Annotated in this window: 26 protein-coding genes and 2 pseudogenes; 17 read left to right on the top strand and 11 right to left on the bottom strand. The window is 58.6% G+C overall.

Annotated elements, in window-relative coordinates:
* Positions 1-487: 487 nt before the first annotated feature.
* The 3 genes and pseudogenes from KQ933_RS21880 to KQ933_RS21875 all read right to left on the bottom strand — a co-directional run bounded on the left by KQ933_RS21880 (position 488) and on the right by KQ933_RS21875 (position 3,283).
* A pseudogene (locus KQ933_RS21880) lies at positions 488-1,936 on the bottom strand (EAL domain-containing protein).
* The gene (locus tag KQ933_RS33495) at positions 1,891-2,154 is read right to left on the bottom strand and encodes a hypothetical protein (protein WP_253958462.1); all 264 of its coding nucleotides are present in this window, start codon (positions 2,152-2,154) and stop codon (positions 1,891-1,893) included. The pseudogene KQ933_RS21880 and the gene KQ933_RS33495 overlap by 46 nt, the downstream one beginning before the upstream one ends.
* Before the next feature lie 292 nt (positions 2,155-2,446).
* Positions 2,447-3,283: an oxidoreductase gene (locus KQ933_RS21875; protein ID WP_216759963.1), complete on the bottom strand. Its 837-nt coding sequence runs from the start codon at positions 3,281-3,283 to the stop codon at positions 2,447-2,449.
* Between the two features lie 191 nt (positions 3,284-3,474).
* Between KQ933_RS21875 and KQ933_RS21870 the strand changes: the two genes are divergently transcribed.
* Positions 3,475-4,392 (top strand): AraC family transcriptional regulator, encoded by a 918-nt coding sequence (locus KQ933_RS21870; RefSeq protein ID WP_216759962.1) that lies wholly within the window; start codon positions 3,475-3,477, stop codon positions 4,390-4,392.
* A 116-nt stretch (positions 4,393-4,508) separates the two neighbouring features.
* On the opposite strand, the gene KQ933_RS21865 is transcribed toward KQ933_RS21870, so the two are convergent.
* Complete coding sequence (locus KQ933_RS21865; protein ID WP_216759961.1) at positions 4,509-5,387, bottom strand: LysR family transcriptional regulator; 879 nt, start codon at positions 5,385-5,387, stop codon at positions 4,509-4,511.
* A gap of 108 nt (positions 5,388-5,495) precedes the next feature.
* Between KQ933_RS21865 and KQ933_RS21860 the strand changes: the two genes are divergently transcribed.
* From KQ933_RS21860 to KQ933_RS21850, 3 genes are read left to right on the top strand one after another with little or no spacing between them, the layout of a single operon-like run.
* On the top strand, positions 5,496-6,116 hold the full coding sequence (locus tag KQ933_RS21860; protein ID WP_216759960.1) for a glutathione S-transferase family protein: 621 nt from the start codon (positions 5,496-5,498) through the stop codon (positions 6,114-6,116).
* Positions 6,117-6,160: 44 nt separating this feature from the next.
* Positions 6,161-6,931, top strand: coding sequence for an enoyl-CoA hydratase/isomerase family protein (locus KQ933_RS21855; protein WP_216759959.1), 771 nt, complete (start codon positions 6,161-6,163; stop codon positions 6,929-6,931).
* A gap of 49 nt (positions 6,932-6,980) precedes the next feature.
* Positions 6,981-7,727, top strand: coding sequence for a substrate binding domain-containing protein (locus KQ933_RS21850; RefSeq protein ID WP_216759958.1), 747 nt, complete (start codon positions 6,981-6,983; stop codon positions 7,725-7,727).
* A 254-nt stretch (positions 7,728-7,981) separates the two neighbouring features.
* Here the strand turns inward: KQ933_RS21850 and KQ933_RS21845 are convergent, their stop codons facing one another.
* The 4 genes from KQ933_RS21845 to KQ933_RS21830 form a co-directional block, all read right to left on the bottom strand.
* Positions 7,982-8,617: an NrsF family protein gene (locus KQ933_RS21845; protein ID WP_216759957.1), complete on the bottom strand. Its 636-nt coding sequence runs from the start codon at positions 8,615-8,617 to the stop codon at positions 7,982-7,984.
* Positions 8,618-8,743: 126 nt separating this feature from the next.
* A complete protein-coding gene (locus tag KQ933_RS21840) occupies positions 8,744-9,379 on the bottom strand; it encodes an NrsF family protein (RefSeq protein WP_216759956.1) in 636 nt (211 codons plus the stop codon).
* Positions 9,376-9,933, bottom strand: coding sequence for a sigma-70 family RNA polymerase sigma factor (locus KQ933_RS21835; protein WP_216759955.1), 558 nt, complete (start codon positions 9,931-9,933; stop codon positions 9,376-9,378). Before KQ933_RS21835 ends, KQ933_RS21840 begins: the two co-directional genes overlap by 4 nt.
* A 106-nt stretch (positions 9,934-10,039) precedes the next feature.
* Positions 10,040-10,648, bottom strand: a complete 609-nt coding sequence (locus tag KQ933_RS21830) for a TetR/AcrR family transcriptional regulator (protein ID WP_216759954.1) — start codon at positions 10,646-10,648, stop codon at positions 10,040-10,042.
* Positions 10,649-10,805: 157 nt separating this feature from the next.
* Here KQ933_RS21830 and KQ933_RS21825 point away from each other — a divergent pair, with 157 nt between their 5' ends.
* From KQ933_RS21825 to yghU, 5 genes and pseudogenes are all read left to right on the top strand, one after another.
* On the top strand, positions 10,806-11,459 hold the full coding sequence (locus KQ933_RS21825) for a peroxiredoxin-like family protein (RefSeq protein ID WP_216759953.1): 654 nt from the start codon (positions 10,806-10,808) through the stop codon (positions 11,457-11,459).
* Between the two features lie 34 nt (positions 11,460-11,493).
* Positions 11,494-12,300 (top strand): SDR family oxidoreductase, encoded by an 807-nt coding sequence (locus KQ933_RS21820; RefSeq protein ID WP_216759952.1) that lies wholly within the window; start codon positions 11,494-11,496, stop codon positions 12,298-12,300.
* A 16-nt stretch (positions 12,301-12,316) separates the two neighbouring features.
* Complete coding sequence (locus tag KQ933_RS21815; RefSeq protein WP_216759951.1) at positions 12,317-12,619, top strand: putative quinol monooxygenase; 303 nt, start codon at positions 12,317-12,319, stop codon at positions 12,617-12,619.
* Between the two features lie 83 nt (positions 12,620-12,702).
* On the top strand, positions 12,703-13,407 hold the full coding sequence (locus tag KQ933_RS21810) for a glutathione S-transferase family protein (protein ID WP_216759950.1): 705 nt from the start codon (positions 12,703-12,705) through the stop codon (positions 13,405-13,407).
* Between the two features lie 28 nt (positions 13,408-13,435).
* Positions 13,436-14,319 (top strand): annotated as a pseudogene (yghU, locus tag KQ933_RS21805) (glutathione-dependent disulfide-bond oxidoreductase).
* Positions 14,320-14,420: 101 nt separating this feature from the next.
* On the opposite strand, the gene KQ933_RS21800 reads toward yghU, so the two are convergent.
* Positions 14,421-15,119: a thioredoxin family protein gene (locus KQ933_RS21800; protein ID WP_216759949.1), complete on the bottom strand. Its 699-nt coding sequence runs from the start codon at positions 15,117-15,119 to the stop codon at positions 14,421-14,423.
* A gap of 229 nt (positions 15,120-15,348) precedes the next feature.
* On the opposite strand from KQ933_RS21800, the gene KQ933_RS21795 reads away from it, so the two are divergent.
* The 3 genes from KQ933_RS21795 to KQ933_RS21785 are packed head-to-tail and all read left to right on the top strand — an operon-like array spanning position 15,349 to position 17,931.
* Complete coding sequence (locus KQ933_RS21795) at positions 15,349-16,716, top strand: tetratricopeptide repeat protein (RefSeq protein ID WP_216759948.1); 1,368 nt, start codon at positions 15,349-15,351, stop codon at positions 16,714-16,716.
* A gap of 43 nt (positions 16,717-16,759) precedes the next feature.
* The gene (locus tag KQ933_RS21790) at positions 16,760-17,515 is read left to right on the top strand and encodes a haloacid dehalogenase type II (protein ID WP_216759947.1); all 756 of its coding nucleotides are present in this window, start codon (positions 16,760-16,762) and stop codon (positions 17,513-17,515) included.
* Entirely contained in the window at positions 17,515-17,931 is a 417-nt protein-coding gene (locus KQ933_RS21785; RefSeq protein WP_216759946.1) for a CopD family protein, read from the top strand. Before KQ933_RS21790 ends, KQ933_RS21785 begins: the two co-directional genes overlap by 1 nt.
* Positions 17,932-18,041: 110 nt before the next feature.
* On the opposite strand, the gene KQ933_RS21780 is transcribed toward KQ933_RS21785, so the two are convergent.
* Complete coding sequence (locus KQ933_RS21780) at positions 18,042-18,788, bottom strand: alpha/beta hydrolase (RefSeq protein WP_253958384.1); 747 nt, start codon at positions 18,786-18,788, stop codon at positions 18,042-18,044.
* Between the two features lie 436 nt (positions 18,789-19,224).
* Here KQ933_RS21780 and KQ933_RS21775 point away from each other — a divergent pair, with 436 nt between their 5' ends.
* From KQ933_RS21775 to KQ933_RS21755, 5 genes are all read left to right on the top strand, one after another.
* Positions 19,225-20,553: a tetratricopeptide repeat protein gene (locus tag KQ933_RS21775; RefSeq protein WP_216759945.1), complete on the top strand. Its 1,329-nt coding sequence runs from the start codon at positions 19,225-19,227 to the stop codon at positions 20,551-20,553.
* 27 nt (positions 20,554-20,580) lie between these two features.
* On the top strand, positions 20,581-21,063 hold the full coding sequence (locus KQ933_RS21770) for a hypothetical protein (protein ID WP_216759944.1): 483 nt from the start codon (positions 20,581-20,583) through the stop codon (positions 21,061-21,063).
* 75 nt (positions 21,064-21,138) lie between these two features.
* The gene (locus KQ933_RS21765; RefSeq protein ID WP_216759943.1) at positions 21,139-22,770 is read left to right on the top strand and encodes a thiamine pyrophosphate-binding protein; all 1,632 of its coding nucleotides are present in this window, start codon (positions 21,139-21,141) and stop codon (positions 22,768-22,770) included.
* Positions 22,742-23,899 carry an OpgC family protein gene (locus KQ933_RS21760; RefSeq protein WP_216759942.1) on the top strand — a complete coding sequence of 386 codons (1,158 nt, stop codon included), beginning with the start codon at positions 22,742-22,744 and terminating at the stop codon, positions 23,897-23,899. Before KQ933_RS21765 ends, KQ933_RS21760 begins: the two co-directional genes overlap by 29 nt.
* A gap of 7 nt (positions 23,900-23,906) precedes the next feature.
* A complete protein-coding gene (locus KQ933_RS21755; RefSeq protein WP_216759941.1) occupies positions 23,907-25,118 on the top strand; it encodes a CaiB/BaiF CoA-transferase family protein in 1,212 nt (403 codons plus the stop codon).
* Between the two features lie 483 nt (positions 25,119-25,601).
* Here the strand turns inward: KQ933_RS21755 and KQ933_RS21750 are convergent, their stop codons facing one another.
* Positions 25,602-26,066, bottom strand: a complete 465-nt coding sequence (locus KQ933_RS21750; protein WP_216759940.1) for a YHS domain-containing (seleno)protein — start codon at positions 26,064-26,066, stop codon at positions 25,602-25,604.
* Positions 26,067-26,071: the final 5 nt, after the last annotated feature.

Here is a 26,071-nt window from a genome sequence, read left to right as displayed (position 1 = left end):
CGTTCGCCCTTAGCGTACGATTTCGCACTGCTCTTGTTCTGACCCCGGTTGGTTCGTGGCCGACCGTTCGCATCGTCTTCGCGAGTGGCGACGATAGCGCCACATCGGCTTCCGGCATCTCTGATGCACTACAGCTGTCAAAGCCCTTCACGGTCGATGGCTTGGCGGATATCATCTCGAGAGCCAGGAATAGGACCTGACGCCGTTGTGAGGACTATGGAGATCGTGCCGTTGAGGCATCAGCGAATTTGATAGCAATATCATTCGTGCGCGAGCGACATGAAATCACACAACAGTCTGATCTCATTCAACCCTTGGATCGCAAGTTTCTTTCCGCGAAACTTCGCCCCTGTGGCTTCTGACCGACGCTCATTTCCGCCTGTTGACCATGGGCTCGGAGCAACGCGGCCATTTCCGACGTGGGCATCGCCTTTGCATAAAGATACCCCTGGCCAAGGACACAGCCACGCGAAAGGAGCATTTCTGCTTACGGTGCCGTCTCGACGCCCTCCGCGACCACGCGGACCCCCATGCACTTGGCGATATGAAGAATACCCTCAATAATGGCCACTCCGACATTATCGTCGCCCAGCCGGTCGGTAAACGATTTGTCGATCTTGATGACGTCGACGGGGACTGTGATCAGGTGGGTGAGTGACGCAAAGCCGGTCCCGAAATCATCCAGCGCAACCTTGAGGCCCGCCGCACGCATCGCGGCAATCTTTTTTGCGACGATCTGATCTCTACCGCCGAGATAAACAGATTCCGTCACCTCAAGAATTGCGTGATGGAGCGGAACACCCTGCTTCTCAAATGCGGCCTAGAGGCTCTCGGGAAAATCCTCACATTGAAAATCTGCAGCCGAGAGATTGATTCCGACGTGCTGGATCGGGATGCCTGATCTCAGCCAATGACCAAGGTCCATCGAGATCCGGTCAATCATTGTGCGTGTCAACGACGCCGCAACATGGGCGTCTTTCGTGGCTTCATGGAACACGGCGGCCGGTACCATTTCTCCGGTCGCAAGACGCATGCGCGCCAGCGCTTCGACGCCGACAATCTCTCCGGTATCGATGCGAACGATTGGTTGATACCAGGCTTCGATGCGTTCGTCTTTCAACGCGGCCGCGACGGTCTGCACAACTTCATAGCGCTTCGCGATTGTCGAGGTCAGTGCCGCATTATAGGTCACGAAGCCACCGCGCGCTGTGTCCTTGGCATGGTAAAGCGCGAGATCGGCAAAATGGCGGATTTCGTTTGCTGAGTACCTCCGCCCAGAATGGGCAATTCCAACGGTGATGGAAGGAAACGCAGTATGGCCAGCGCATAAGGTAGGATGATGGACTTTCCGGGCCAGCTCTGTTGCGATGTTCTCCGAGTCACTGGCCGTGGTAGGATCAAGGACGATTGCGAACTCGTCGCCACCTAGACGATAGACTTCCCGAGGACTGACGACGCTCAGCAATCCACGTGCGGTTGAGGCTATCAAGTCGTCACCGGCTGCGTGGCCGAACGTGTCGTTGATAACTTTCAGGTTGTCGACGTCGACAAGCAAAAGCGCCCAGTCACCGGGCGGCTTTTCCTCCATTGTCACGTTGAACTTCGCGCGGTTCGGTAGTCCGGTCAGGACGTCGGTGAAGGCAAGCCGGCGGTGTTCCCGCAGCCGCTCGTGACGCTCCAACGCGATCATGCATAGCGGCAGGCAGCCTTCGACAATGGTTTGCTCAAGGACGGCTGGAGCCCGTGCTTCCCGGAAGTATAACGCAAAAGTGCCTAAAATCTTGCCTTTGCTGCTGAAGATCGGGTTCGAATAGCAAGCTCTAAGACCGTGAGGCAGTGCAAGGGATTTAAACTGCGCCCATCGCGGATCATTTTCGATGTCATCGATAATCACTGCCTCGCCGTGGAATGCGGCTGCACCACACGAGCCAACCATCGGGCCAATTTGAGATTGTCGAGCGCCATCGAGTAGCTTGAAGGCAAGCCCGGCGCGGCGCATGGGTGCAGGCATCCCTCGTCGTCCAGCGTCAGCACCGATGCGACCGTGCCCGGCAAAAGGCGCTCGACTTCAACGCAAAGTCTCTCCAAGGTTGCTTGTAGCTCGTCGCCCTGCGCAACCATTCTTAGTATGAGGTTCTGCAGGCCCAGTAACATCGGTGTCTCCATGCCGCTGGAAAGCATTGAAACGAGTTAAGGTTGCAAATTGCTTATCCGTAATCAGACATTTAGAGGCTTTGCTGAACAAAACGTTGCCGAGCCTAGCGACGCAACCCGGTGGGAGCATTTCCGTTTGTATATTGAAAGGTTTATCATCTGACTTCTCCGTACGTATCTAAGCCGTTCGTAGTCGACTGGCCAGCATGCGACGAGAGAAATGGCTTCAATTACATGCGAGGTAGTTGGGGCGGCGAGGTATTTGTTTCGTCAAACCGGCCGCCGCTGAAAATCATTGGAAATCCGCGCTGCGGGTGACCTCGCTCCATGCGTCAAAGTTTTCCTTCAGTGCCTCAAGGCGCTTATACGCAAGATCGAGGGCCGAGCCGCCCAGCAGCAAGCGCAGCGGAGGTTGGGCTGATTCCACCGCGCCACGGATGGCCACAGCAGCGCGCGCCGGATCGCCTGGCTGATTGCCCGACACCGCTTTGGTCGATGACCGGCGCTTGCCCGACGTCTGGGCGTAGTCGTCGATCTCGATCGGCGATTCCACCATGGAGCGTCCGGCCCAGTCGGTCCGAAACGCGCCCGGCTCCACGATGGTTACCTTGATGCCGAGCGGGGTCACCTCCTGGCTCAATGACTCCGAAATCGCCTCGACCGCGAATTTGGTCGCATGATAGTAGCCCGTTGCTGCGAACGCCATGAGACCGCCTAGCGAAGAAATGTTGACGATATGACCGCTTCTGCGCAACCGCATGAACGGCAAAACTTCCTTCGTGACATCGATGAGGCCGAAGAGGTTCGTGTCGAACTGTTTGCGAACGCCTTCGTCGTCGCCCTCCTCGATCGCGGCGAGATAGCCATAGCCCGCATTGTTGACCAGGACGTCGATCCGATCAAAGGTTGAGATGGCTTCAGCGACTGCGCTTTTGATCGTCGCGCGATCAGTCACGTCGAGTTTTAGGACGAGAGCGCGACCGTTGAACTGCGCCGCCAGGTTCGCCAGGCCTTCTGGACGACGGACCCCAAGGACCACACGATAACCCGAATCCAGCAGGTGTTTTGCGAGCTCCAGTCCGAGGCCGCTCGACGCTCCGGTGATGAACCATACAGGTTTATCGGTCATTTTTTCTTCCTTTTCGATTGCAGAGAGACCACAAGGCTTCGACGGAGAATTTCCATCGCCGCTTGTCGAAAAAGATACGAAAGAGCGGAGTCGGCCGTTATGCCAAAATCCCCAAACATTCATACGATCCTACCAAACACAGAGTTCGCACCTACTTAGATGCTCTGTAAGGTGTTGTTGGAGGAATGGTCTTGAAGATCAAGGATGAGCTCGTCGCAATCATTGATCGCCACGCTTCGACGCCCAAACAGGAAACTCCCATCGCCGGGCTCACGATCTTCAAGGTCGTCGCCCCGACACTTCCGGCGGAAAGCATTTACACGCCGCGCCTTTGCGTCGTTCTTCAAGGGCGCAAGGAGATTTCGCTTGGCGGCCATATGTTCGACGTCGACGACGACAAGTATTTTATTGCCTCTGTAAACTTGCCCGTTTCTGCGCGGATTACCGAGGCATCGACGAACTATCCACACTTCGCAGTGTCGTTCGAACTTGATGGTAACGCGATGGCCGAATTGCTTCCCTACGTCTCGGCCGTGCCCCTCGCACCCCATCGCGAAGGTCTCTCCGTGTCTGCGCAGACAGACGATATCCTGAACGCACTTTATCGGGTACTGGCACTTGTTGACCGGCCAGAAGATCTCGGAGCGCTCCTGAGGCCCGCCACCACGGAACTCTATTATCGGCTTCTACAGGGTGAGAGTGGCGCAACCCTGAGAGATTTCGCCACCGGCAATACGAAGCTCGCTCAGATTGGGCGGGTGACCTCCTGGCTGAAGGAGCATTATCGCGAGCCGATGTCGATCGGCTTTCTCGCCGATCTCGCGGGCATGAGCCCGACATCGCTCCATCGCCACTTTAAAGCGACGACACTGATGACGCCGCTGGAATACCGGATGCATGTCAGACTTCATGAAGCCCGTAAATTGTTGCTGATCGGACGTTCGAATGCCAGAGCCGTGGGTTTCGACGTCGGGTATGAAAGTCAAACCCAGTTCACCCGCGAATACCGTCGTCTGTTCGGTCGACCACCCATCCAGGACATTCGCCTGCTCAAGGGCGATAGCCCTCGCGCACCGTCGATCGAGGATGGCCAAGCTCCCCGGCTTTAGGACGTCGCGGACTTCCGATAGCTGCCAGCTGATCGCCATTTTAGCACTTGAGTTACACCGAAACCTCTGCCTTCATCTGCAGAGGACGAGACGTCAGTCATTCTCTATCACACGCTTTACCCAGCGACCATCGATTCCGCGAAATCGGTGAACGCCCTCGCCTTTGCGCTCGCCAACCTGCCGGTTGGGAAGACGGTCCAAAGATCGATAGGCGGAAGGTCCCAGTCCTCCAGGACACGCCGCACCGTGCCGTCGGCTAATTCCGGCGCAAACATCCAGTCGGAAGCAACCGCCAGGCCCATATGCGACAAGACGGCGGTTCGGATGCCTTCCGCGGCACTGAAACGGGCCCTGCCGGTGACGGCCACGGAAGCTTCCGTTCCCTCACGGCTGAAGATCCAGTTGTTGCCAAGCTGGGTATAGACGACGGCCTGATGGGCCGCGAGATCAGCCGGCACGAGCGGCATGCCGTGACGTTCGAGATAGGCGGGCGTCGCCATCACGGAGCGGCGACCGGTGGCGAGCCTCCTCGCTACGGCAGAGGAATCGGCGAGCTCGCCCATTCTCAGCGCCACGTCTATACCCTCGGATATGAGGTCGATGACGCGATCGTCCAGGAGGACGTCGACGTCGAGATCCGGATGGCTGTCCATGAACTGTGACAGATGCGGCAGGACCATGATCCTGGCAAAGGTGGTCGCTGCGCAGATCCGGAGGCGGCCCGACAGGCCCGCGCCAGAGCCCTTTGCTTCCAGCTCCGCCTCGTCGGCTTCCTGGATTGCTGTTCTTGCCCGCTCAAAGAAACGCAAGCCTGCATCGGTCGGCGTCAGGCCGTGGGTGGAGCGGATGAGAAGGCGGACCTGCAGGCGATCCTCCAGTTGCGCGATTGTTTTCGAGATCGCCGGCTGGCCGACGCCGATCTGGCGAGCCGCCGCTGAGAACGACCCCGTCTCCACCACCCGCACAAAGGCGGTCATCGCCTGTAGTCTGTCCATTGCCTATTCTCCTTCGGAATAAGCGTTATCGCCTCAACGCGCCTGCCGCAAGGTGAGAGGAATGGTCATAACTGCCTCCAACGGAACACGATCCGATGGAGATGAACGATGATCGAAGTCCACGCCTTTGCCACTCCGAACAGCGTCAAAGTGCTGATCGCGCTCGAAGAGATGGGGCTGCCTTACACGCTGAAGCCGGTCAATGTGCGCAAGGGTGAGCAGAAGGCTGAGGCATTCCTCGCTCTCAACCCGAACGGCAAAGTGCCGGTTCTGGTCGATGACGATTTCGTCTTGACCGAGAGCGCCGCCATCCTCGTTTATCTCGCCGAGAAGACTGGCAAGCTGCTGCCGCAGGAAAGTGCCAGCCGAGCTCGCGTCTTCGAACAGCTCTTCTTCCATGCTTCGGGCTTGAGCCCAGCCTTCGGCAATGCCGGCTTCTTCAAGCGCTCGTCGCCCGAGCCGCAGCCGATTGCCGAAGCCCGCTTCGTCACCGAAGCCGAGCGGATCCTCGGCCTGCTCGACGCCAGGCTCGCCTCGCAGCCCTTTATGGCTGGAGAAGAGTTCACGATCGCCGACATCGCCCATTTCGGCTGGATGTGGCGGATACAATTCCCCGGCCTGAGACTTGAAGGCCATCCCAACCTTTCTCGCTGGTATGAAGCCGTCGCTGCACGCCCCGCCGTCCAACGGGCCACCGCCATGGCCGAAGCCCTCGTGCCAGCCGCCTGATCCTTTCATCCACCAATCCTACCGAGACATACAGGAGTACACCCATGTCCAAATTCGAATCTTACAAGAACAGTTTCCCAAATGCCCGCCTGACCCGCTCGGCAAGCGGCGTGCTTGAGGTCGCGCTGCACACAGACGGCGGCAAACTCGTCTTCAACGGCCACACGCATGAGCAGTTCGTCGATCTCTTCCACCAGATCGGTGCTGATAGTGAGAACCGCGTCGTGATCCTCACCGGCTCGGGTGACGCCTTCATGGACGCCATTAGCCCCGAAGGCTTCGATTTCTTCTCGCCGCGCGGCTACGACAAGATCTTTCGCGAAGGCCGCAAAGTTCTCATGAACATCCTCGACATCGAGGTGCCAATGATCACGGCGCTGAACGGTCCCGTCCTGTTGCATTCCGAATACGCGCTTTTGACCGACATCATTCTTGCGACGCCGGAAACGGTCTTCCAGGACAAGCCGCATTTCGAGTTCGGCATCGTGCCCGGTGATGGCGTCAATCTGCTCTGGCCGGAAGTGATCGGCAGCATCCGTGGCCGCTACTTCATTCTCACTCGCCAGGTGCTGGATGCTGCAACCGCCAAGGATTGGGGCGTCGTCAATGAGATCGTGCCGGCAGACAGGCTTCTTGCCCGTGCCCACCAGATTGCCGAGGGCATTGCGGCCCTTCCGCCGCTGACCTCGAGCTACACCCGCATCGCACTGACCCAGAAGCTGCGCCGGATCGTCGACAAGGACGGTGGCTATGGTCTGGCGCTTGAAGGCATCAGTGCCGCCGAAGTCGCCCGCTCCATGGCTGCCAACGGCTGAGCAATCCCCCCTTCATCTCCGGACTTCAGGGCAGTTCCCGAAGTCCGGCATGCTCGAAACCGAAACTCACCTCAATCCAAGGAGAATGACCGTGACCCTGCAATCCAAGCTCGACGCATTCAAGGCAGATTTTGAAGCAGGCAAGCCGCCGTACAACGTCCCCTACTCGGTGATCGAGACGATGCACCGCGCCACCGCGGAGCTGATCGCCTCTGGGGCCGCCCAGAAAGCGCTGAAGGCCGGCGACAAGCATCCAGACCTGCGGCTTGAGTTGATCATGCGCGATCATGTCGGTGATCTGGTTGCGGACGCTTTCGATATGGCTTTACGATTTGGAGAGCCACCCGTAGCGGGTTTCACCAATCGGAAAATATTGGAGACCCGGATTTTGACAGTCGCGTCCCCGGCCTACCTGGACAAACACGGCAAGCCTGAGCATCCGCGCGACCTCATCAATCACACCTGCATAGATTATCAGGATCCCGCCACCGGGCGCGCCTTCAAATGGGAGTTTCACCACGGAAGTGAGGTGTTTCCGATCCGCCAGTCGGCGCGATTGATGGTCTCGGACGTCGAGACAATGATCGGAGCGTGCTGTGAGGGGGCAGGCATCGCGCAGATCATGGAACTCGGGTCGCAGCACATCATGGCAAGTGGCAAGCTCGTCGAGCTCTTATCTGACTGGCCCGACGAGATCTTTTCTCTTTATGCCATCTTCCCTTCGCGACGTCATCGCGCTGCGAAAGTCCGTGTGTTCACCGATCTCTGTTCAAGGCTACTGGGCCGCGCCGATTAGCTGAGCCGTTCGACGGTCAATCTGCGAAAGCTAACCGGAAAGCTTTCCAGATCAATGCTGCCGCTCTACCTGCTACGCGTGCCATTCCTGACAGGCTAAGCGAGCAGCGTAGAAACGTTTTCCCTTCAATTGATGCTTTGAAGGAGATCAGAAGCATCGACCCGCGAATGCGCTAGCGACAGAGCGGCGATCTGTGGAACATCTGCCCTCTCGGGGGTTACCATAAGTGATGTCGAAGCTTGCCGCCCGAGCGTCTACCATCGTAGGAACCGTTTTCCCGCGAAATAGCCGACAGTCACCACGATGAGCGTCGCCAGAGGATACCAAGTCGCGACGAACAGAGGACTGTCGTCGAAACAGTTGGTCGCATAGAACGTCGCAGCGATCCCGGCTGATATGAGACCCGCGAGCGCGCCGGCAAGACCTGGGTTTTCGGGTGCGCCCTCCCGCATGGCGAGGAAGAGAAATGTGCCGGGGAATGCGGATAGCGCCGGTATGATCGTCAGGCAATGCAATGCGTTATGGCCAATTAATTTATCCAGCCAGACATCGGGCGGCGTGACGAACAATTCCAAGGCGGTCGCTGAAAGTAGAAGAACTGGCGCGATCAACAGCAGCCACAGTCTGCATGCGATGTCGCTGCCCGGTCGAACGACAGGCCCAGTCAGGGATAACGCGGCGGCAAAAAGGGAGAGGGTGACAACGAACTTAAAGCCGAAGCGCACTGTCTCGATCGCCTGGCCGATGTCATGTCGAAATCCCAGTGTCAAAAAGAAAACAAGGCCGGAAACCAAGGCACCGGCTACTACGGCAGCCCAAAGCACGGATGTTAGATTGACCGATCGGCGCGTGTCCTGCGCTATCAGGGTTATCAGGTCTTCTGTTTTCACGCTGCCAATCCTACTCAATATTTAAGCAGACCTGTCCACCATCAAAGCCTGCAATCGTTCATATGATGTTCTCCTGTCGAAGCATCAAGCGATGCGCCGCTCATTCGACTTTCGTCACGTAAGGATCTACCATCGCAACAGCTTTTGACCAGCTAAAGCGCCAACTCCTGTGACGGCGGAAATGGCGATCGGGTACCAGAGGAGGACGAAGAGCGGGCTGTCGTCGTCGCAATTCGCGGCATAGAACGTGGCGGCGATCCCGGCTGCCGCCAGACCCGCAGCCGCCCCGGCAAGTGCAGGACGTGTCGGTGCTCCATGTCGTAGCGCCAGAAGAAAACAGGCAAGGGGGCCGACCGCCAGAGACGGAATGATCGTCAGACAGAGCCTGGAATTGTGCCCAATCATCCGTGTCACCCACGTCTCGGGCGGCATGACCGAAAGCTCGAACACTGCCGCACCGACAGCCAATGCCAACGGCACCAGCAAAGCCCAACCCGACCAGCGCAAGGGCACGCCGGGCTTTCCTATACGATACATCACGAGGCTGCCGGTGATCGCGAGAGCGACCGTGATGACGAATTTGAACAGAAAACGACCGGTGTTCAAAGCAGCACCAATGTCATGCCGGAAACCGATTACCGAGAAAAAGGCAATTGCAACGATCAGAACGGCCGCGATGCTTGCCTGTTGGAGCATGTGAGTGAGGCTTGACCTCACCGGCGCGTCCTGGGCGAGCAATTCTATGAGAGTTTCTGTCTTCATTTCAGTGGCTCGGAGTAGAGAGCCGACAACGACTTGAGCGCACGGTGCAGCGCCACACGTACAGCCACTTCGGTCATCTTCAGACGCTCCGCCGTCTCGCGAACGCTCGAACCTTCTATCGAAATCGATTGGACGATCGTCCGCTGAGGATCCTTCAGGCGGCTCAGTATCTGTTCGATGTCCATCCGGTCCGCCACCCCTACTCCGTCATCTCCTTCCAGGGTCGCAATTACGTCCTCCAGGGGAACGGCGGCCTGCCTGCCTCTGCGTCGCAGGCTGTCGATCAACTTGTTCCGCACCAGGGCAGCCATCCACGGGCCCAGGGGCCGGGATGGATCCCATGTGCCCCGCTTGAGATGAATAGCCAGCAACACTTCCTGAACCACGTCCTCAGCCTCACTTGCCGGCGCACCAAATTGTTCGCAGCGCTTGCGAGCAATCACGCGCAGATGAGGCGTGACGGCTGTCAGCAATCTGTGGTAGGCGCGTCCATCGCCCGCGACTGCTGATCGCATCCAGGAGGCCCACTCTTCTTCGCGCGCCGAATTCTTCATCCGACATATTCCAGTTCGAAGAAAAAGCTCGGGTCGTTACATGAGCGGACGGAAATTTCCTGCCAAGCCGACGAGATAGCTTGCATGCTGCGCCCCTCGTTCATGCTCATGCAGGTTCCAGTTGCTTCGCGCCGTCGGGCTCAAGGAGTGCGAAAACAGGCTTTATCAAGCCTTCGAGCAACTCTTTTTCCGGGCGTGCGCGTGCCAGGACACGGATGCCAAGCAGGGTTCCAAGCAGCGTTCCGGCCAGATCGGCGGCGCGTTGGCGCCGGCCGATGGAGCCATCTTCCTGGCCTCTTTCCACGCAGCGTAGGAAGAAGGCCTCGACTTGCACAAGCACGCTGGCAACGACACGCTGGAACTCTTCGTCATGCGGCGCCACTTCAAGAGCCGAATTGACGAGCATGCAGCCTTTCCTCTTTGTGTCGGCCAAGGATCGCTCGATGATTTCGCCAAAGAAGGCATTGATCGCCTGCCGTGGTGGTTTCGATTCAAAACGCCCGACCCGATCCCCGAAACTTCGCTCGATGTAAAAATCCAGCGCTCGGCGATAAATCGCCCGCTTGTCGCCGAAGGCGTTGTAGATGCTGGCGGTCGTCAGCCCCATGGCCTGGGCAAGATCCCGGATCGAGGTTGTTTCACATCCCCGTTCCCAAAACTGCTCCATGGCGAGCTCCAGCACTTTTTCTTCGTCGAATTCTCTGGGCCGGGCCATCTGTTTGTCTCTCGATAACGTGATTACGGCTCCGCGACAGCCGGGAACTTTCTGCGATACATTTTATAACGAGTGATTTAAAACGCAATCGCACGTCCGCCCACACACGCTTTTTTGCATGGTTGGGACGTGCTCAACATACAGGGAGACAAACGAAATGGGTCTTGAGCAGGAGCTTGCTGATTTCAACGCGAAGTTCGAGGCAAGCGCGCCTCCCGGTGCAGCAGCGTTTTTGAACACGAAGATCGAGGTGCTCACTTCTGGCTTTCCGTTCGATCGCGTTCCCAAACCTGGTGATCTCGCTCCTGAATTCTCGTTGCCTGGTGTGACGGGCGAAACGATCTCGTTGCTGGAGACACTGGCAAGTGGTCCCGTTGTTCTCAGCTTCTATCGCGGCGCCTGGTGCCCGTACTGTAACATTCAGCTCGCTGCCTACGAGCATGCCTTACCCGCGATTACGGAAGCCGGCGGCTCTCTCATCGCCATTTCGCCGCAAAAGCCGGACGGCTCGCTGTCGATGACGGAGAAGAATAGTCTCACTTTCGACGTCCTCAGCGACACCGGCAATGTGGTCGCTCGGAAATTCGGCCTCGTCTACACATTGCCCGAGGATCTCAAGGCAGCTTATTCCTCCTTTGGCATCGATCTCGCAGCGATCAATGGAGATGACAGCTGGGAGCTACCGATACCCGCAACGTTCGTGATCGGTCGCAATGGCCGTGTGCAGCTTGCACGCGCCGAAGCGGACTACCGCAAGCGTCTCGCGCCTGAAGCAATAGTAGCAGCCCTAAGGGCAGCTGAAACTGCGTAGACAGAATGCCCTAAAGAAGAAGCGAGGTAGAACCATGAATCTCGAAGGTAAGCGCGTTCTCATCACCGGTGGCTCCAGTGGCATCGGCTTCGCCATTGCACGTGCCATGCTGGCGAAAGGAGCTCGGGTCATCGTTACCGGGCGAAACTTCGAGCGGCTGGTTCAGGCTGTCAGGGATCTCCAGGAAAGGGGATTGCCGGTCAGCGGCGTCCAGGCGGATGTGGCTACCCCGGAGGGTCGGTCCCGGTCTCTGGACCAGGCAATTGCGGCACTTGGCGGGCTCGATGTTCTCGTCAATAACGCGGGCGGGGTGCGCGCCGGTCGTATTGAAAAGACGACGGAGGCAGAAATAAGGACGATGGTCGAGGTCGACCTTGTTGCTCCTATTCTGTTGACGCAGGCTGCTCTCCCCCACCTGCGCGCGTCCGGCGACGGGCTTGTCGTCAACGTCACCTCCGGCATCGCGTTGATCGGTGCTCCATTCTACGCGACCTACGCCGCGGTTAAGGCGGGGCTCTCTCGGTTCAGCGAGGCACTGCGCCGGGAACTGAAGGGCGAAGGTGTCCGCGTCTTGACGCTCTATCCGGGCGCGACGGATACCCCGATGATGCAGTCCTCGAAGGCCGGCCCCGAACTTGGATTCACGCGCGAGCCGCCCGAAGCGGTTGCCGATGCGCTGATCGAAGGAATTGAAGCCAATTCCCTTCAGGTGATCCGCGGCGGCGAGGCTCGCGCCAAAATGATCGCAGCCAACAGGGATGATCCGGCCGCGATCGATGAACGGTTTCTGACAATGAAGCCAGCGCTCGAAGAGGCGGTCAGCGACCACTCAGCACTCTAGAACCGAGGAGATGATCATGACTAAGCTCGCATTGTTCGTACAATTGAAGGCAAAGAACGGAAAGGAAGAGGAAGTCGCAGATTTCCTCAAAAGCGCGCAAGCCCTGCTCGCCCAGGAACCGCTCACCGTCGCATGGTTTGCGGTTCGCTTCGACAAGTCCACGTTCGGCATCTTCGATGCTTTCGATGGGGAAGAAGGTCGCCAAGCCCACCTCCAGGGCCAGATCGCCGCCGCGCTGATGGCGAAATATGACGAACTCTTTGAGGGACCGCTCGACATAAAGCAGCCGGAAGTCCTCGCTGACCGCCTTCCCGGCTGACAAAAATCTATCCGGAGCCGGGCGAGGTCCGGCTCCGGATGCGTCAGTACCGCGCTTTGACCACCATTCCCGACGGAGCCCTCATGATCCGCTTTTATTTTCATCCGACACCCAATCCCGCGAAAGTCGCCCTCTTCCTGGAAGAGGCAGGGCTGCCCTATGAGACAATCCCTGTCGACACCAGCAAGGGTGAGCAGCATGTGCCGGCTTTCCGCGCCATCAATCCGAATGGCAAGGTACCGGCGATCGTCGACACTGACGGTCCTGGCGGAAGAGAGACGCGCGTCTTCGATTCCACGGCCATCCTGATCTATCTCGCGGAGAAAGCCGGCAAGTTTCTTGGCTCGCCCGAAGATCGCCCTGAGCTTCTCTCATGGCTGCTGTTTCTCGCGTCCGGCGTGGGGCCGTTCTCAGGCCAGGCTGTTCATTTTCAGCACGCGGCGCCGGAAGGCCTGGACTATGCCGTCAACCGCTATCGCCGTGAGGCCGAGCGTCATTATCAGGTCCTTAACGATCATCTCGAGGGCCGAAACTTCATCGTCGGAGATAGTTACACGATTGCCGACATGTCCGCGTGGGGATGGCTGGATCGTGCCTCGCGCGTGCTCAAGGGGCTCGAGGATCCGCTCGCCGCTTATCCGAACCTGAAGCGACTCTTCGACACGGTCGATGCGCGTCCTGCCGCTTCTCGCGCCAAGCAGGTCTGCAAAGATCATTCCTTCAAACGCGTGAACGACGAAGAAGCCAAACGGGCGCTATTCCCGTCGAACTATCCGCCCGCGGCATAAGCAGGAGCGGTCGATAATGGAGATCGAGATGTCACAGGCAGCGGAATACAATCCTCCAAAGATCTGGACCTGGAACAAGCCGAGCGGCGGCGCTTTCGCAAGCATCAATCGGCCGATCGCAGGTGCGACACATGAGAAGGAATTACCCGTCGGTCGCCATCCCCTGCAGCTCTATTCGCTGGGAACGCCGAACGGTGTGAAGGTGACCATCATGCTCGAAGAGCTGCTGGCACTCGGCCACAGCGGTGCGGAATATGACGCCTGGTTGATCAAGATCGGCGATGGCGATCAATTCGCCAGCGGTTTCGTTGACATCAATCCCAATTCGAAGATCCCGGCTCTGCTCGACCGTGGTGGCAAAAAGCCGGTCCGTGTTTTCGAATCGGCCTCGATTTTGATGTATCTCGCCGAGAAGTTCGGCGCCTTTCTGCCGACGGAGCCGGCGGCTCGCGCCGAATGCCTGTCATGGCTGTTCTGGCAGATGGCAGCGCGCCCTTTCTTGGCGGCGGCTTTGGGCATTTCTACGCTTATGCGCCGACCAAGATCGAGTACGCGATCGACCGATTTGCCATGGAGGTGAAGCGCCAACTCGATGTTCTCGATCGTCGTTTGGCCGAAAGCGAATATATTGCCGGCAGCGATTACACGATTGCCGATATTGCTATCTGGCCATGGTATGGCGGTCTCGCCAAAGGCTGGCAATACGGCGCGGCCGAATTCCTGCAGGTGCAGGATTACAAGAACGTTCAGCGCTGGGCCGAGCAAATCTACGCGCGTCCTGCCGTCAAGCGTGGCCGCATGGTCAATCGCTTGACGGGCCATCCGTCCGAACAACTGCGCGAACGCCACGATGCCAGCGATTTCGAGACGAGGACGCAAGACAAACTGACTGCCGCCGAAGTTCAGGACTAGCGCAGCTTCAGTCTCGGCCTGCTGCAACGGCTTCGCCGGTGTCTTGCCGGCCTGACGTGTTCAGGCCGGTTTGGGCTGATTGCGAAGTAATGGCTCTTCGATCAGTCGGTGATGGCGGAGAGGATTGCTCCGCCATTCGCTCGTTGTATTAATACCGCTGTCTTCAAGTCCTTATCGGCCTGGGACAAGGAAAACGAGCTTTTACTCCCATCCCAGGTGCCAAGCCAGGCCAGACGCCGGACGACATGTGTGTGCTGTAGTGTCGCGCCGCTGTTTTCCCCTCGCGCAACCGGCACGTCTTCGATCCGCGGATCGTAGCGCACCAGCCAGACGTCAGCGTTCCCGGCCGCAGGACCGGCGCCGACTTCGATACGGTCATTGCTAAAGGCCAGCGCTGGGCCATTCAGCGAAGGCGTTTGCGCCAGCAGGGATTCGACTTCGGGAAGACTGTTCCCGACGGCGGTTACGGTGCCATTGAACACCATCTGGGGGGTATAAGGGCCGGGCTGCCTCAAGGCCGGTTCATAGGCAACCTGGCGCTCGGTGAATTCCGGCTTCCCGTACGTGTCTTTCCAGCCCAGGTAATCCCAATAGGTCACGGAGAAGCTCAGCGCGAGAACATTCTTCCGGTTGCTGATCTTGATGAGATTGGCGTTGGCCGGAGGGCACGAAGAGCAGCCCTGGCTGGTGAACAGTTCCACCACGGTCAGTGGCCAGTCCGCTGCCGCCGCAGGTAGCGCCGCAGTTGCTGCCAATGAAGAATAAAACATCAACCTGCCGATCCTGCCTGAATATTTCATGTGCTGCTCCGATCAAGGCCACGCCGGTCAATCCGGGCGGTCAGGAGGAATTCGCCCGCATGATTGTTATCGTTACGGCCTCACGACCATGTGATCGTCTTTTTGTGGCTGCTGCCACCCGCCCTCTGAGCCTTGTATGTCTCAAAAAAAGTTTCTGGTCGATGTAACGAAGTGGGTCGCGCGTGCGTACCGGCAGCGACAATCAAATCTTTGCTGGGAACGCTTTTTCATGACCACAGAAAATTCGGAGCAGGTTCTGGCTCAAGCGCGCAAATCTTTGAGCGAAGCCATGAGATTTCACGCGGAAGGCAAGCTCGATGATGCCGAAGAGCATTACCTCCAGGTTCTCGATCACCGCTATCGGGTCGAGGACGTTCTCCCGCTTGTCGCGGGGGTCGCCGCTCTCCGAGGGCGTTTCGAAGTAGCAATTATCTATTGGGACCAGCTTCTGGCGATGAAGCCGGATCACCTTGTCGGGTTGTTGGAGAAGGGTACGATCCAACTGAAATCGGGGGACGCCAGAGGAGCAGTCGAGTCGCTCCAAACCGCGCTGCGCGTCTCACCGGACAACCCGACGGCGCTCAACAATCTGGCGGTCGCTCTCGTGCAGGCCGACCGGCAGCATGAAGCGCTTGAAGCGTTCCGTAAACTCGCAACCTCTCAGCCCGAAAACGTATTGGCGCAACATCAGATTCGGCGTTTGACGTCCAGGATGGTTCCTTTTTGGCACATACCGATGTTAAATGACGCCCGACGCAACGATGCCTTCGAGGCAGCGATTGCCAAAGCCGTTCAAGAACGCGGCTCGACTGCGCCGGTCCTCGATATTGGCGCAGGTAGCGGATTACTGTCGATGATGGCAGCGAGGGCAGGCGCGACAAACGTCGTCACCTGCGAAGCAGTTCCGATCATTGCGCAGACCGCCAGCCGGATTGTCGCGCAGAACGGATTCGGTAACACCATCAATGTCGTCAACAAGGTTTCGACCGAGCTTACCGTTGGGCTGGATCTGGAAACACGGGCCGATATTCTGGTGTCGGAGATCCTTTCGAGCGACCTTCTCGCAGAAGACGTTCTCAACACTTTTGAGGATGCCCATGCACGCTTGTTGAATGAGGGGGCGACGATCATCCCGCGATCCGCGACCGCAGTTGGTTGCCTGGTCGAAAGCGAGGTCTTGAGTAGATATGCGTTCGTAGGTGATGTTTCCGGGTTCGACGTTTCAGCATTCGCGCCGCTCGCCGCCAATCGACTGCCGATCCATGGCACGATGACCGATTGGAAGCGCTTGTCGGCGGACATCGAATTGCAGACGATCGATCTCACGCGCCCAAAGCATAGAGAAGAAATTCGCGTCATCGAAATTCCTGTTACCGCCAATGGCACAGCGGCCGGGATCGTGCAGTGGATGAAGATCAATCTTGCCGATGGCATCGAATTTGCAAATCATCCAGACGACTATTCCGACGGAGGCTGGCTGCAGGTTTTGCATCCATTTGCCAAACCCGTGGCGGTCAAGGCGGGGTCGATGTTCAGGGTCGTCGCCGGCCACGACCGAAGCAGCCTGATCTTGATGGCCGCGCCTCTTGCGAGTTAAGCGGTAAGCCGGACGCATCGAATTGTCCGAGAGGGAGAGGGAAGTGAACCAGAACTTCAAGGCCTTCGTTTTCGACGCCTACGGGACGCTTTATGACGTGCGATCGGTCGAAGCGACGGTGGAGGCGGCCTTTCCGGGGAGAGGAAGCCTGATCACCAGCGTCTGGCGTATGAAGCAGCTCGAATATTCTTGGCTTGTGACGCTGATGGAGCGTTATGAGGACTTCTGGTCGCTGACATTGCGTTCTCTCGATTACACGCTTCGCTTGCTTAATCTGAGGGCTGACAGTCAATTGCTTGAGGATATTGCTGCCGCCTATCTCGACCTCAAACCTTACGGCGACGCTCTGCCGTGCCTTGAAAGGCTCCATCCCCGCCGGAGGGCGATTCTTTCGAACGGTAGTCCGTCGATGCTGTCCAGTCTGACCACGAATTCGGGCCTCCACCCATTCCTAGACAACATTCTGAGTGTCGACTCGAAACAGTCCTATAAGCCGGCTCCAAATGCTTACAGTCTGGTGGAGGAGGAGTTGGGCGTGACGCGCGATAAGGTCGTCTTCATATCGTCCAACGGATTTGACATCTGCGGCGCGAAGAGCTTCGGCTTCACGGTCGTTCGCGTAGCGCGTTTCAATGTCGCGAACATCACGGAAGGTTTGGCCCACTCCGGAACGGACGAGCGCGTTTTTTACACCCTGATGCGCGGCAATGCAGAAGCGTTGGATTATCCGGCAGATTTTACCGTTCGTTCGCTGGCTGAGATACCCGACCTCTTTAGCGGTCAGGAACGGGAACGCTGATGTATCTCTACATCAAGGCGCTTCACGTCTTCGCCGTCGTCACCCTGATCGCAGGTATGCTGGCGATGGCACTGGCTTTGCGGATCGCGATAGCTGCACCAGACGGAATGGACGTCCGTCATATCGGCCAATCCGTCCTGCGTTGGGATGGGCTGGTGACGACACCTGCGCTTGCGATCGTGTGGGTGGCAGGCTTTACGATGGCATTCGGTGCCGATTGGGACGGCTCACCCTGGCTGCTTTTGAAGATGGTCCCTGCCGTCTTCCTCAGCGTCTTGCACAGCGTTGAGGGCCTGACCTTGAGACGGTTGTTGCAGGACGGCAAGCCCGTCCATCGGATGTTCAGGGCCGCTCCGTTTGCGATCTTCTTCGCATTCGCGATCATCGCTTGGCTCGCCGTCGTCAAGCCCTTTTGATTATAAGTCGGCTGACAGGCTCAACCAAAGCACGGGCAGCCTTGTCCCAATCGAGCTCAGTGGTCTTGGCCATCGGAGGATGAAGCTTGCAGCCTGGCTTGCCCCCTTCCTCAACTGCGTGGGAAGGCGTTGTCGAGAAAAGCCATGACATGCTTCCAGTTTTCTATGGCACCTTGCGGGTCCTCATCAGTGCGCAATGTCGCCGATCCGTGTACGCCGCGCTTGGGGATATATTGAACTGCCCTGTGGCCGGGCACCGCTCTCGCGAGTGCCTTGCCGCTCGATATCTCGCTGGCGTCGGGTGCGGATGTTATGAAGACAGGAATTGTAAGCTTGGTCGCCTGCCTCTCGATCGAATAACCATCGATGTATTCGGCAGGGGAAAATGCGAGCAGCGCCTTTACCTCGGGATGGTGAGCGGCCGCGACGAAGACCAACGCCGAGGAATAGCTCGATCCCCAAACCGCGGCCGGTCCCAAATGCAGCGTGCCGCTATAGGCGATCGCGGCCTCAAGATCGGAAAGTGCGTCGGCGAAACCGGCACCACCTCTTAGCTGCGCAGCCGTCTCGTTGATGTCGCCCCAGAGATTGCCGCCCGACCGTTGGTCGATGGCCAGCGTACTGAAGCCAACCTTATTGAGGATGGGCGCCAAGGGCGCATACTCGCTTTTGTTGGAACCTGCCATGTGAAACAGCAAAATGGTTGCGCGCGACTTTCCTTCGGCTCTTCGAAAATCGCCATAGATCTTCACGCCGTCCTTCGCCTCGAAGGTAACCGGCTCGGCAAGTGCTGGAATAGCCAAGGCTGAGCCGAGCGCTACAGCGGCGGCAAGGAACATGGATCGGAGCGGCATCATGATTACACCCTTGCGTGTTCGTTATGACGTGCCCAATACGCAAGAGAAAGGCCCGCTGTTACATTGACGGGGTTCGAAATCATCGAGAGCCCGAGCGCCGGCTGTCACGCATGCGCACGCGCCTCTTTGTGAGCAACGATACTGACGGCTCACAAATTGCCCCGGGACGCGACCTCCCCTCTCTCGCGGCAAAGGCTGTTTTTGATCCGGTTAGAACGTTCTGCGGCAACATAATTCAGATCGCACAATCGTTTTGTTACAAATGTTTAAAAATTTTTTAAGTCGTCCTGCAACGGACAAAAAATTGCTGCGCCAGCGAAAAAATCTCTCGGCTCCCTGTAACGAACCCGGTCGCGCAATCGTACAGGCCTTTGTCAGACCCGAATTTCAGATCGAAGCCATCGAGATGAAGGGCTCTCGCCAAGGAGCAAAGTAGATGAAACGCGATGCATACGGCCTCACCACCAGCACGGACAGCAACGAGGCGCAGCGGGCATTCGAGGGCGCAGTGTTCGGTGTGGCGACCCACCGCCCGAGCACAGGCCCAGCGCTGCAGATGACCCTTGCGGCCGATCCGCATCACGTTGCCGGTCACGCATTGAAGGGCTTTGCGAACCTGATCCTGGCGCGCTCGGAAACGGTGACGCCTGCCGCTGACGCGTTGAAAGATGCGCGGGTGGCATTGGCCGCGAGAAGCGGCGGAACGGGTGATGAGCGCCTTCTCGTCGTGGCGCTTGAGGCGGCTGTCGACGGCTCCTTCTCCCGGGCCGCGGACCTTCTCGACTACGGTTTCGAAGATCGTCCGACCGTTTTCCTGCCGTTCAAGATATCGCAAGCCCTGCGCTTCATGCTGGGCGATGCGGGCGGCATGTTGAGCGCGAGCACGAGAGCAGTCGGGAGCCTCGACCTCAAGAGCAGTGGCGCCGGCTTTGTTCTCGGCTGCCATGCCTTTTCACTGGAAGAACACGGGCGTTATCAGGAGGCGCTCGACATCGGACAGCGCGCCGTGGCGCTACAGCCGCACGATTCCTGGGGGCTTCATGCAGTCTCTCATGTCTTCGAAATGCGTGGCGACACGAAAGAGGGCATCGATTGGCTCGAAGGAAGCCGAAAGGCCTGGTCGCGCTGCAACAACTTCTCGTTCCACATGGCCTGGCATCTAGCTCTCCTGCATCTCGAGCGCGGCGATCATGATCGTGTCCTGCAGATTTACGACGATGAAGTCCGACCGCAGCAGACGGACGATTTCCGCGACATGGCCAACGCCGTTTCGCTTCTCTGGCGCATGCAGCAATCCGGGATCCATGTTGGTGGCCGTTGGATGGATGCCGCTGAAATCGCCAATCGGCGCAAGGCCGATACAACGCTGATCTTCGCGGCTCTGCACAACCTTGCGGCGATGGTTGCGATCGAAGATCGCAAGGGCGTCGCAGAGCTCGTCGCTCAGATCGATGCCAAAGCCCTCGGCATGGATGATCAGGCGCGCGTTGCAGCCGAAATCGGGGTGCCGATGGCGCGCGTATTGGCCGGGTTTGATGCTCCCGCCGACCAGCGAATGATCGACCGGATGGTGGCAAACCTTCCGAAGATCGGCGGAAGCAACGCGCAACGGGACTTCTTTGTGCTTGCCCTCGCCAAGGCGGTGGGGCGCAGCGGCGACAATGCCGCGGTGTCGCGCATTGGCCAGATCCGCCAACGCCTGAAGGCGGACGATCGTCTCTTTCAGTCCATCGAGCAGTCAGTCGGCATGCGCCTATCTGCCTGAGCGCATCCCCAAACAAGGAGAAAAGTCATGACAATGATGGAAATGCAAAAGCCGGCAATCTTTCCGGAGATCCAACCGAGCCTGGCGCGCACGATCGTGCTGGCGGGCCTCGCAGCGGACATCACCTGGGAGATCTGGGCGCGCGTCATCACTCCGCTTTGGGTCGGGGGACCGCTGGAGCCTGCAGCTCTCGTGCAGTCCGTCTTCGGCTTTAACAATCTGCTGGCCGCCGAGGCAATCCACGCCATCGTCGGCATTATCTTCTATCCGATCGGCTATCTGTTCATCGCCCGGCCGCTGCAGCGACTGATCTTCCCGAGCCTGCCGCTGATCCTTACCGGCATCGGCTTTGGAACAGGCTTGTGGGTGTTTGCACTTTACGTGATGGCCCATCTCTTTGCGGGATTGCCGCCATTTCTCGGCTTCATCACCCTGACCTGGGCCTCGCTGATCGGCCATATCCTGTTCGGCACCGTCGTCGCGTTCGTCGTCCGCCTGACGGAACGCTGAAGAGGCCCGCCCGGTCCTAACCATCCGCCGGGCGGGCTTCTCGCCTCAGAATAAACTTCGAGGGGGGCTCGTGTAATGTCTCAACCCAAAAAAAATGCGAATCGTGTCGCTGACATCGTTGCCAAGACCCTTCGTGCACATCAGGTACGCCATGCCTTTGGTGTGCCTGGCGGTGAGATCGTCACACTGATCGATGCTTTGCAGGCGGCGGGAATAACGTTCAACCTGACGCGCCACGAGACCTCTGCGGCGATCATGGCAGCGGGTGCCAGCACGATCAGCGGCAATCCGGAACTTCTGGTGACGACTGTCGGCCCAGGTCTTGCCAATGCCGTCAACGGAATTGCTGACGCCGTGCAGGAGCGGGTTCCGCTGATCGTGATTTCGGGGGTCGTCGATCGGACAACACGTGCTCGCTATACGCATCAGGTGATCGACCACGCCCAGCTTCTGCGCCCACTCGTCAAGGCTTCTTTTGAAGTGGAGCAGGAAAGCGCCGCGTCCACTGTGGCGCGCGCCCTGGCGATCGCGACGACGGAACCCATGGGGCCGGTCCACCTGGACCTTTCGCCCGCCGTTGCCGCGAGCTTGAGCCCAAGCGCGTTCATTCCCGAGGCTCCAAAACGGTTCATCACCCCTGCTTCCGTCACGGATCCTGGCGTTCGCCTCCTTGCAGAGCGAATCCGCGCAGCCGAACGGCCCCTACTTCTTGTCGGTCTTGAAACTGCACGCAATCAGGCCGGCCCTGCCCTGCAACATTTGGCCGAGACCATCGGAGCGCCCGTTATCACGACCTATAAGGCGAAAGGCACCATTCCCGAGGACCACCCCCTGTCCCTTGGTGGCGCCGGACTGTCGCCGCTTGCCGACCGGGTCCTTCTTCCGTTATTCGACAAGGCGGACCTAGTGCTTGCCTTCGGCTATGACCCGATCGAAATGCGGCTCGGCTGGCTCGATTTCGTGTCCGACCAGGCGAAGCTCATCGATATTTCCGGGGCTCTTGTCGATCATGCCATGCATCACGCGGGCACATGGATTTCGGCAGACACGAAAAGCATGTTACAGGCGCTCAACGGCTCGCTCGTCGAGCGTCAGACGTGGCCCAGTCACGAGCCGGCTGCAGCGAAAGCAGCGCTCGATCGCCTCTTTTCGACGAAGGACGCCTGGGGCCCGCACATCATTGTCGATCACCTGAATGAGGCAGCCGGGACAGATGGCCTGGTTACAGTCGACAGCGGCGCCCACCGCATTCTGCTCTCGCAGAAATGGCGCGCCGTCACGCCGCTTTCTCTCCTCCAGTCCGCCGGCTTCTGCACGATGAATGCGGCGTTGCCGCTGGCAATCGGTGCCAAGGTGGCCGATCCCTCACGACGGGTCTTTGCTGTCATGGGTGATGGTGGCCTGGAGATGGGTATCGGCGAACTGGCAACCCTTCGCGATCTTAACCTGCCGTTGACGATCGTCCTGTTTCAGGACCGCAGCCTCGCGCTGATCGCGATGAAACAGGCGTCCGCCGGCCTCGCTCCAGCGGGCGTCGCTCTGGGTGAAACAGATTTTGCTGCCGTCGCCAAAGCGTTTGGTGGCTATGGTGTGAATGTGGAGACAATCGATGACTTCCGTACCGAGCTTGAGGGTGCCGACCACCGGCCGGGCTTCAGCCTCATCGCCTGTAGGTTCGATGCCAGCGCCTACGACGGCGCTTTCTGATTCCCATCAGACGACAGTTCCGGCTGGTGCGAAGGCCAAGCGGGCTCGTGATCCGCGCCTCGACTTTTTTCGTGGCGTCGGCATGCTGATCATCCTGCTTGCCCATATACCAAACGACGGCTGGGCGCTCTGGATTCCGGCCCGCTTCGGGTTTTCGGACGCCACGGAGATGTTCGTCTTTCAATCGGGTATGGCTTCTGCCATCGCGTTCGGCTCGACCTTTGACCGCAACGGTGCGATTGCGCTGATCGCCCGTGTCGCGCAGCGCATCTGGCAGATCTTCTGGGCGCACATTGCCGTCTTCATCGTTGTCTCCGCAATCATGGTGGTCGCCGGAACGCGCTACGATGGTGTCACCTATGTCGACAGCCTGAACCTCGTACCCTTCATGAAGGATCCGGGCCACCTGCTGGCCGGCTTGCTGACGCTGACCTACGTGCCGAACTATTTCGACATTCTGCCGATGTACATCGTCATCCTGGCGCTGATGCCGGTGATGATCTTTGCGTCGAAACTGCACCACGCCCTGCCGATATTTCTGATGACCGTCCTGTGGCTTGCCACGCAGTTTGGCCTGACTCACCTGCCGGCCGAACCTTGGTCGGACCGCCCCTGGTTCTTCGATCCGTTCGGCTGGCAGTTTCTCTTCTTCACCGGTTTCTTCCTCATGCGAGGAAATCTGCCGGCACCGGACTACGACCTCCGCCTGATGGCGCTTGCGATTGTCCTCGTGATTGCGACGGTGCCTTTCGCGTGGGTCCGTTTCCAGGAAGTTCACCCCTTTTTCCAGATGGCCGCAGCGCGGATCGTTCCGTTGACCGATAAATCAGATTTCGGCATCCTTCGCTTCGTTCATTTCATGGCGCTTTGCTATATCGCCGTCCACTTGGTTGGAGAAAAGGGATCCCGTCTGCGCGGTCCGGTCGTACGTGTGTTGACCGTTGTCGGACAGCAATCGCTCGCCGTCTTCATCACCGGCATGGTCATCGCCCAACCGATCGGTATCGCACTTGATCACGCAGGCCGCACGAGCGGCGCCGAAGTCATCGGCAACCTGTTTGGCTTCGCGACTCTGATCGGCACCGCCTATCTCGTCCGTTGGTTCAAAGCGTCTCCCTGGAAATCGTGAGGCATCGATGCCCAATCATCAAAAACCCGCCAGCCTCGAAGGTTTGCGCATCCTCGACCTCTCGCGCATCCTTGCCGGGCCAACGGCGACACAACTCCTTGCCGATCTGGGCGCTGATGTGATCAAGGTCGAACGGCCGGGCGCCGGTGACGATACCCGCGGGTGGGGGCCACCCTTCGTCCCGAATGCGGATGGCAGCGACAGCGATCTCAGCGCCTACTTTCTGTCTGCCAACCGCAACAAGCGATCGATCGCGATCGATCTTGCCACTGACGATGGGGTGGCCCTCGTCAAACGGCTCGCGGCAATTTGCGATGTCGTCGTCGAAAACTACAAGCCAGGCGATCTCGCCCGCCGCGGCCTTGGTTATGACGACATCAGGAAGATCAAGCCGGATATTGTCTGGTGCGCGATCTCCGGCTTCGGCCAGACGGGCCCCTACGCCGACCGCACTGGCTATGATTTCCTGATCCAGGCCATGGGTGGCATCATGAGCATTACCGGTGACAGTGACGCGAACGGCGGCCGGCCGGTCAAGGTCGGTCTCGGGATCGCGGATGTGATGTGTGGCATGTATGCAACTGTCGGCATCCTGGCGGCCCTTCGCCATCGCGATCACACCGGAGAGGGCCAATACATCGACCTCGCCCTTTACGACGCGCAGGTCGCCTGGCTGATCAACGCAGCAACGAACCATCTTGTGTCCGGCAAGATACCCGTACGGATCGGCAACAGGCATCCGAACATCGCGCCATATCAGACTTTCGCAACGGCTGACGGCGAAATCGCAATTGCAGTCGGAAACGATCAGCAGTTTGTCCGTTTCTGCCAAGCCATCGGCATGCCGGAGCTTGCCGGCGACGAACGCTTCGCCCGCAACCGCGACAGGGTCATCAACATCGATGCTCTGGATGGAATGGTGACCACCGCCCTGCGCGCCGACACGGCAGAAAACTGGGAGCAGCGGCTCATTGCAGCCGAAATACCCGCCGGTCGAGTGGCAACGATCGATCAGGTCGTTTCCAATCCGCACACACTGGCGCGCGAGATGGTGGTAGAGATGCCGACGCAAGACGGACGGCCTCTGCGGCTTCTTGGAAATCCTCTGAAAATGTCGGCGACGCCGGTGCGCTTTGATCGGGCTCCCCCTCATGTTGACCAGGATCGCCACGATATCCTGCAGTTGCTGCGCGACAGCGAGGACAACGCAGCATCATAAGGTAATCGCTTTCGGAGAACTGCCAAAACTCAGTGACCGTCAAAGTGTTCTGTCACGCTACGGGCGCCTTGCGGATCGCGCCGCACTACTGAATCTTGCTCAGCGCGCCAGAAGGCTATGGCCAGGACGCGCATGCTTTGCTCGCAGATCGCAAAACCTGTAAGCGCCAGGCCGCTACGCGACATGCCGCGCCGGCTGGCCTGCATAGTCGACCATTGCGCGAAGCAAGCTATCTGCGTCTTCAGGTTCGGCATCCAACAGTTCGGCAAGGGCCACATTGATTTCCCGCCTGTTCCAGCCGATGGCGGTCGCACGATCGATCAGATTGTTGAGATCAGTGACAATCGATCTTTGACAATCGCGAAGTCGGTCGGGATGGCGATGGGAAATGCGAGGTGCAGAAATGATGACTTGGACCTAAAATGGCTTCGATGTTCCGCCCGCCCACTTACACGGACGGGCAGTGCTTGGTAATGGCGCCAGTCAAGGGGCGGGTTGGGCCCTCACAGCGTCCCAATTGGCATTTGCCTTTTTGACGTAGCCGCCAATATCCGACCGCCAGGTCTTTGCGACCTCGTCGTTGTAGTTGAGATAGAGCTTGTCATTGACGATGGTAAATGCCTGCGGCTGGGTAGGCGCTTTGTGGCCTTGAGCGGTGCCGAAGGCGCAGTACCCACCATATTGTGGTGCGTAGTGTTCCGGGTTTTTCGCGAAGGCATCACGATGCGCGGCGGACGCGAAGTAGAAGGTGGCGCCCTTGTGGGAGGTCGAAAACTCTTGGCTTCCCTTCACAGGCTTATGGTCAGTGAAATACGCGACCGCATCATAACCGTTGATGGCAGCGCCATTGGTAGCGTAGATCTCATCGGCGCAAGCGATCGACGCAGTAGACAATACAACAAGTGCTGCCGCCGCCATCGGCAGAATACGCGGGACGAAGAAGGTCATGGTCT

This window comes from Rhizobium sp. WYJ-E13 (assembly GCF_018987265.1).
Classification (GTDB): Bacteria; Pseudomonadota; Alphaproteobacteria; order Rhizobiales; family Rhizobiaceae; genus Rhizobium.
Note: the sequence above shows the minus strand (reverse complement) of the source record. Positions and strands in the feature narration are given on the sequence as shown.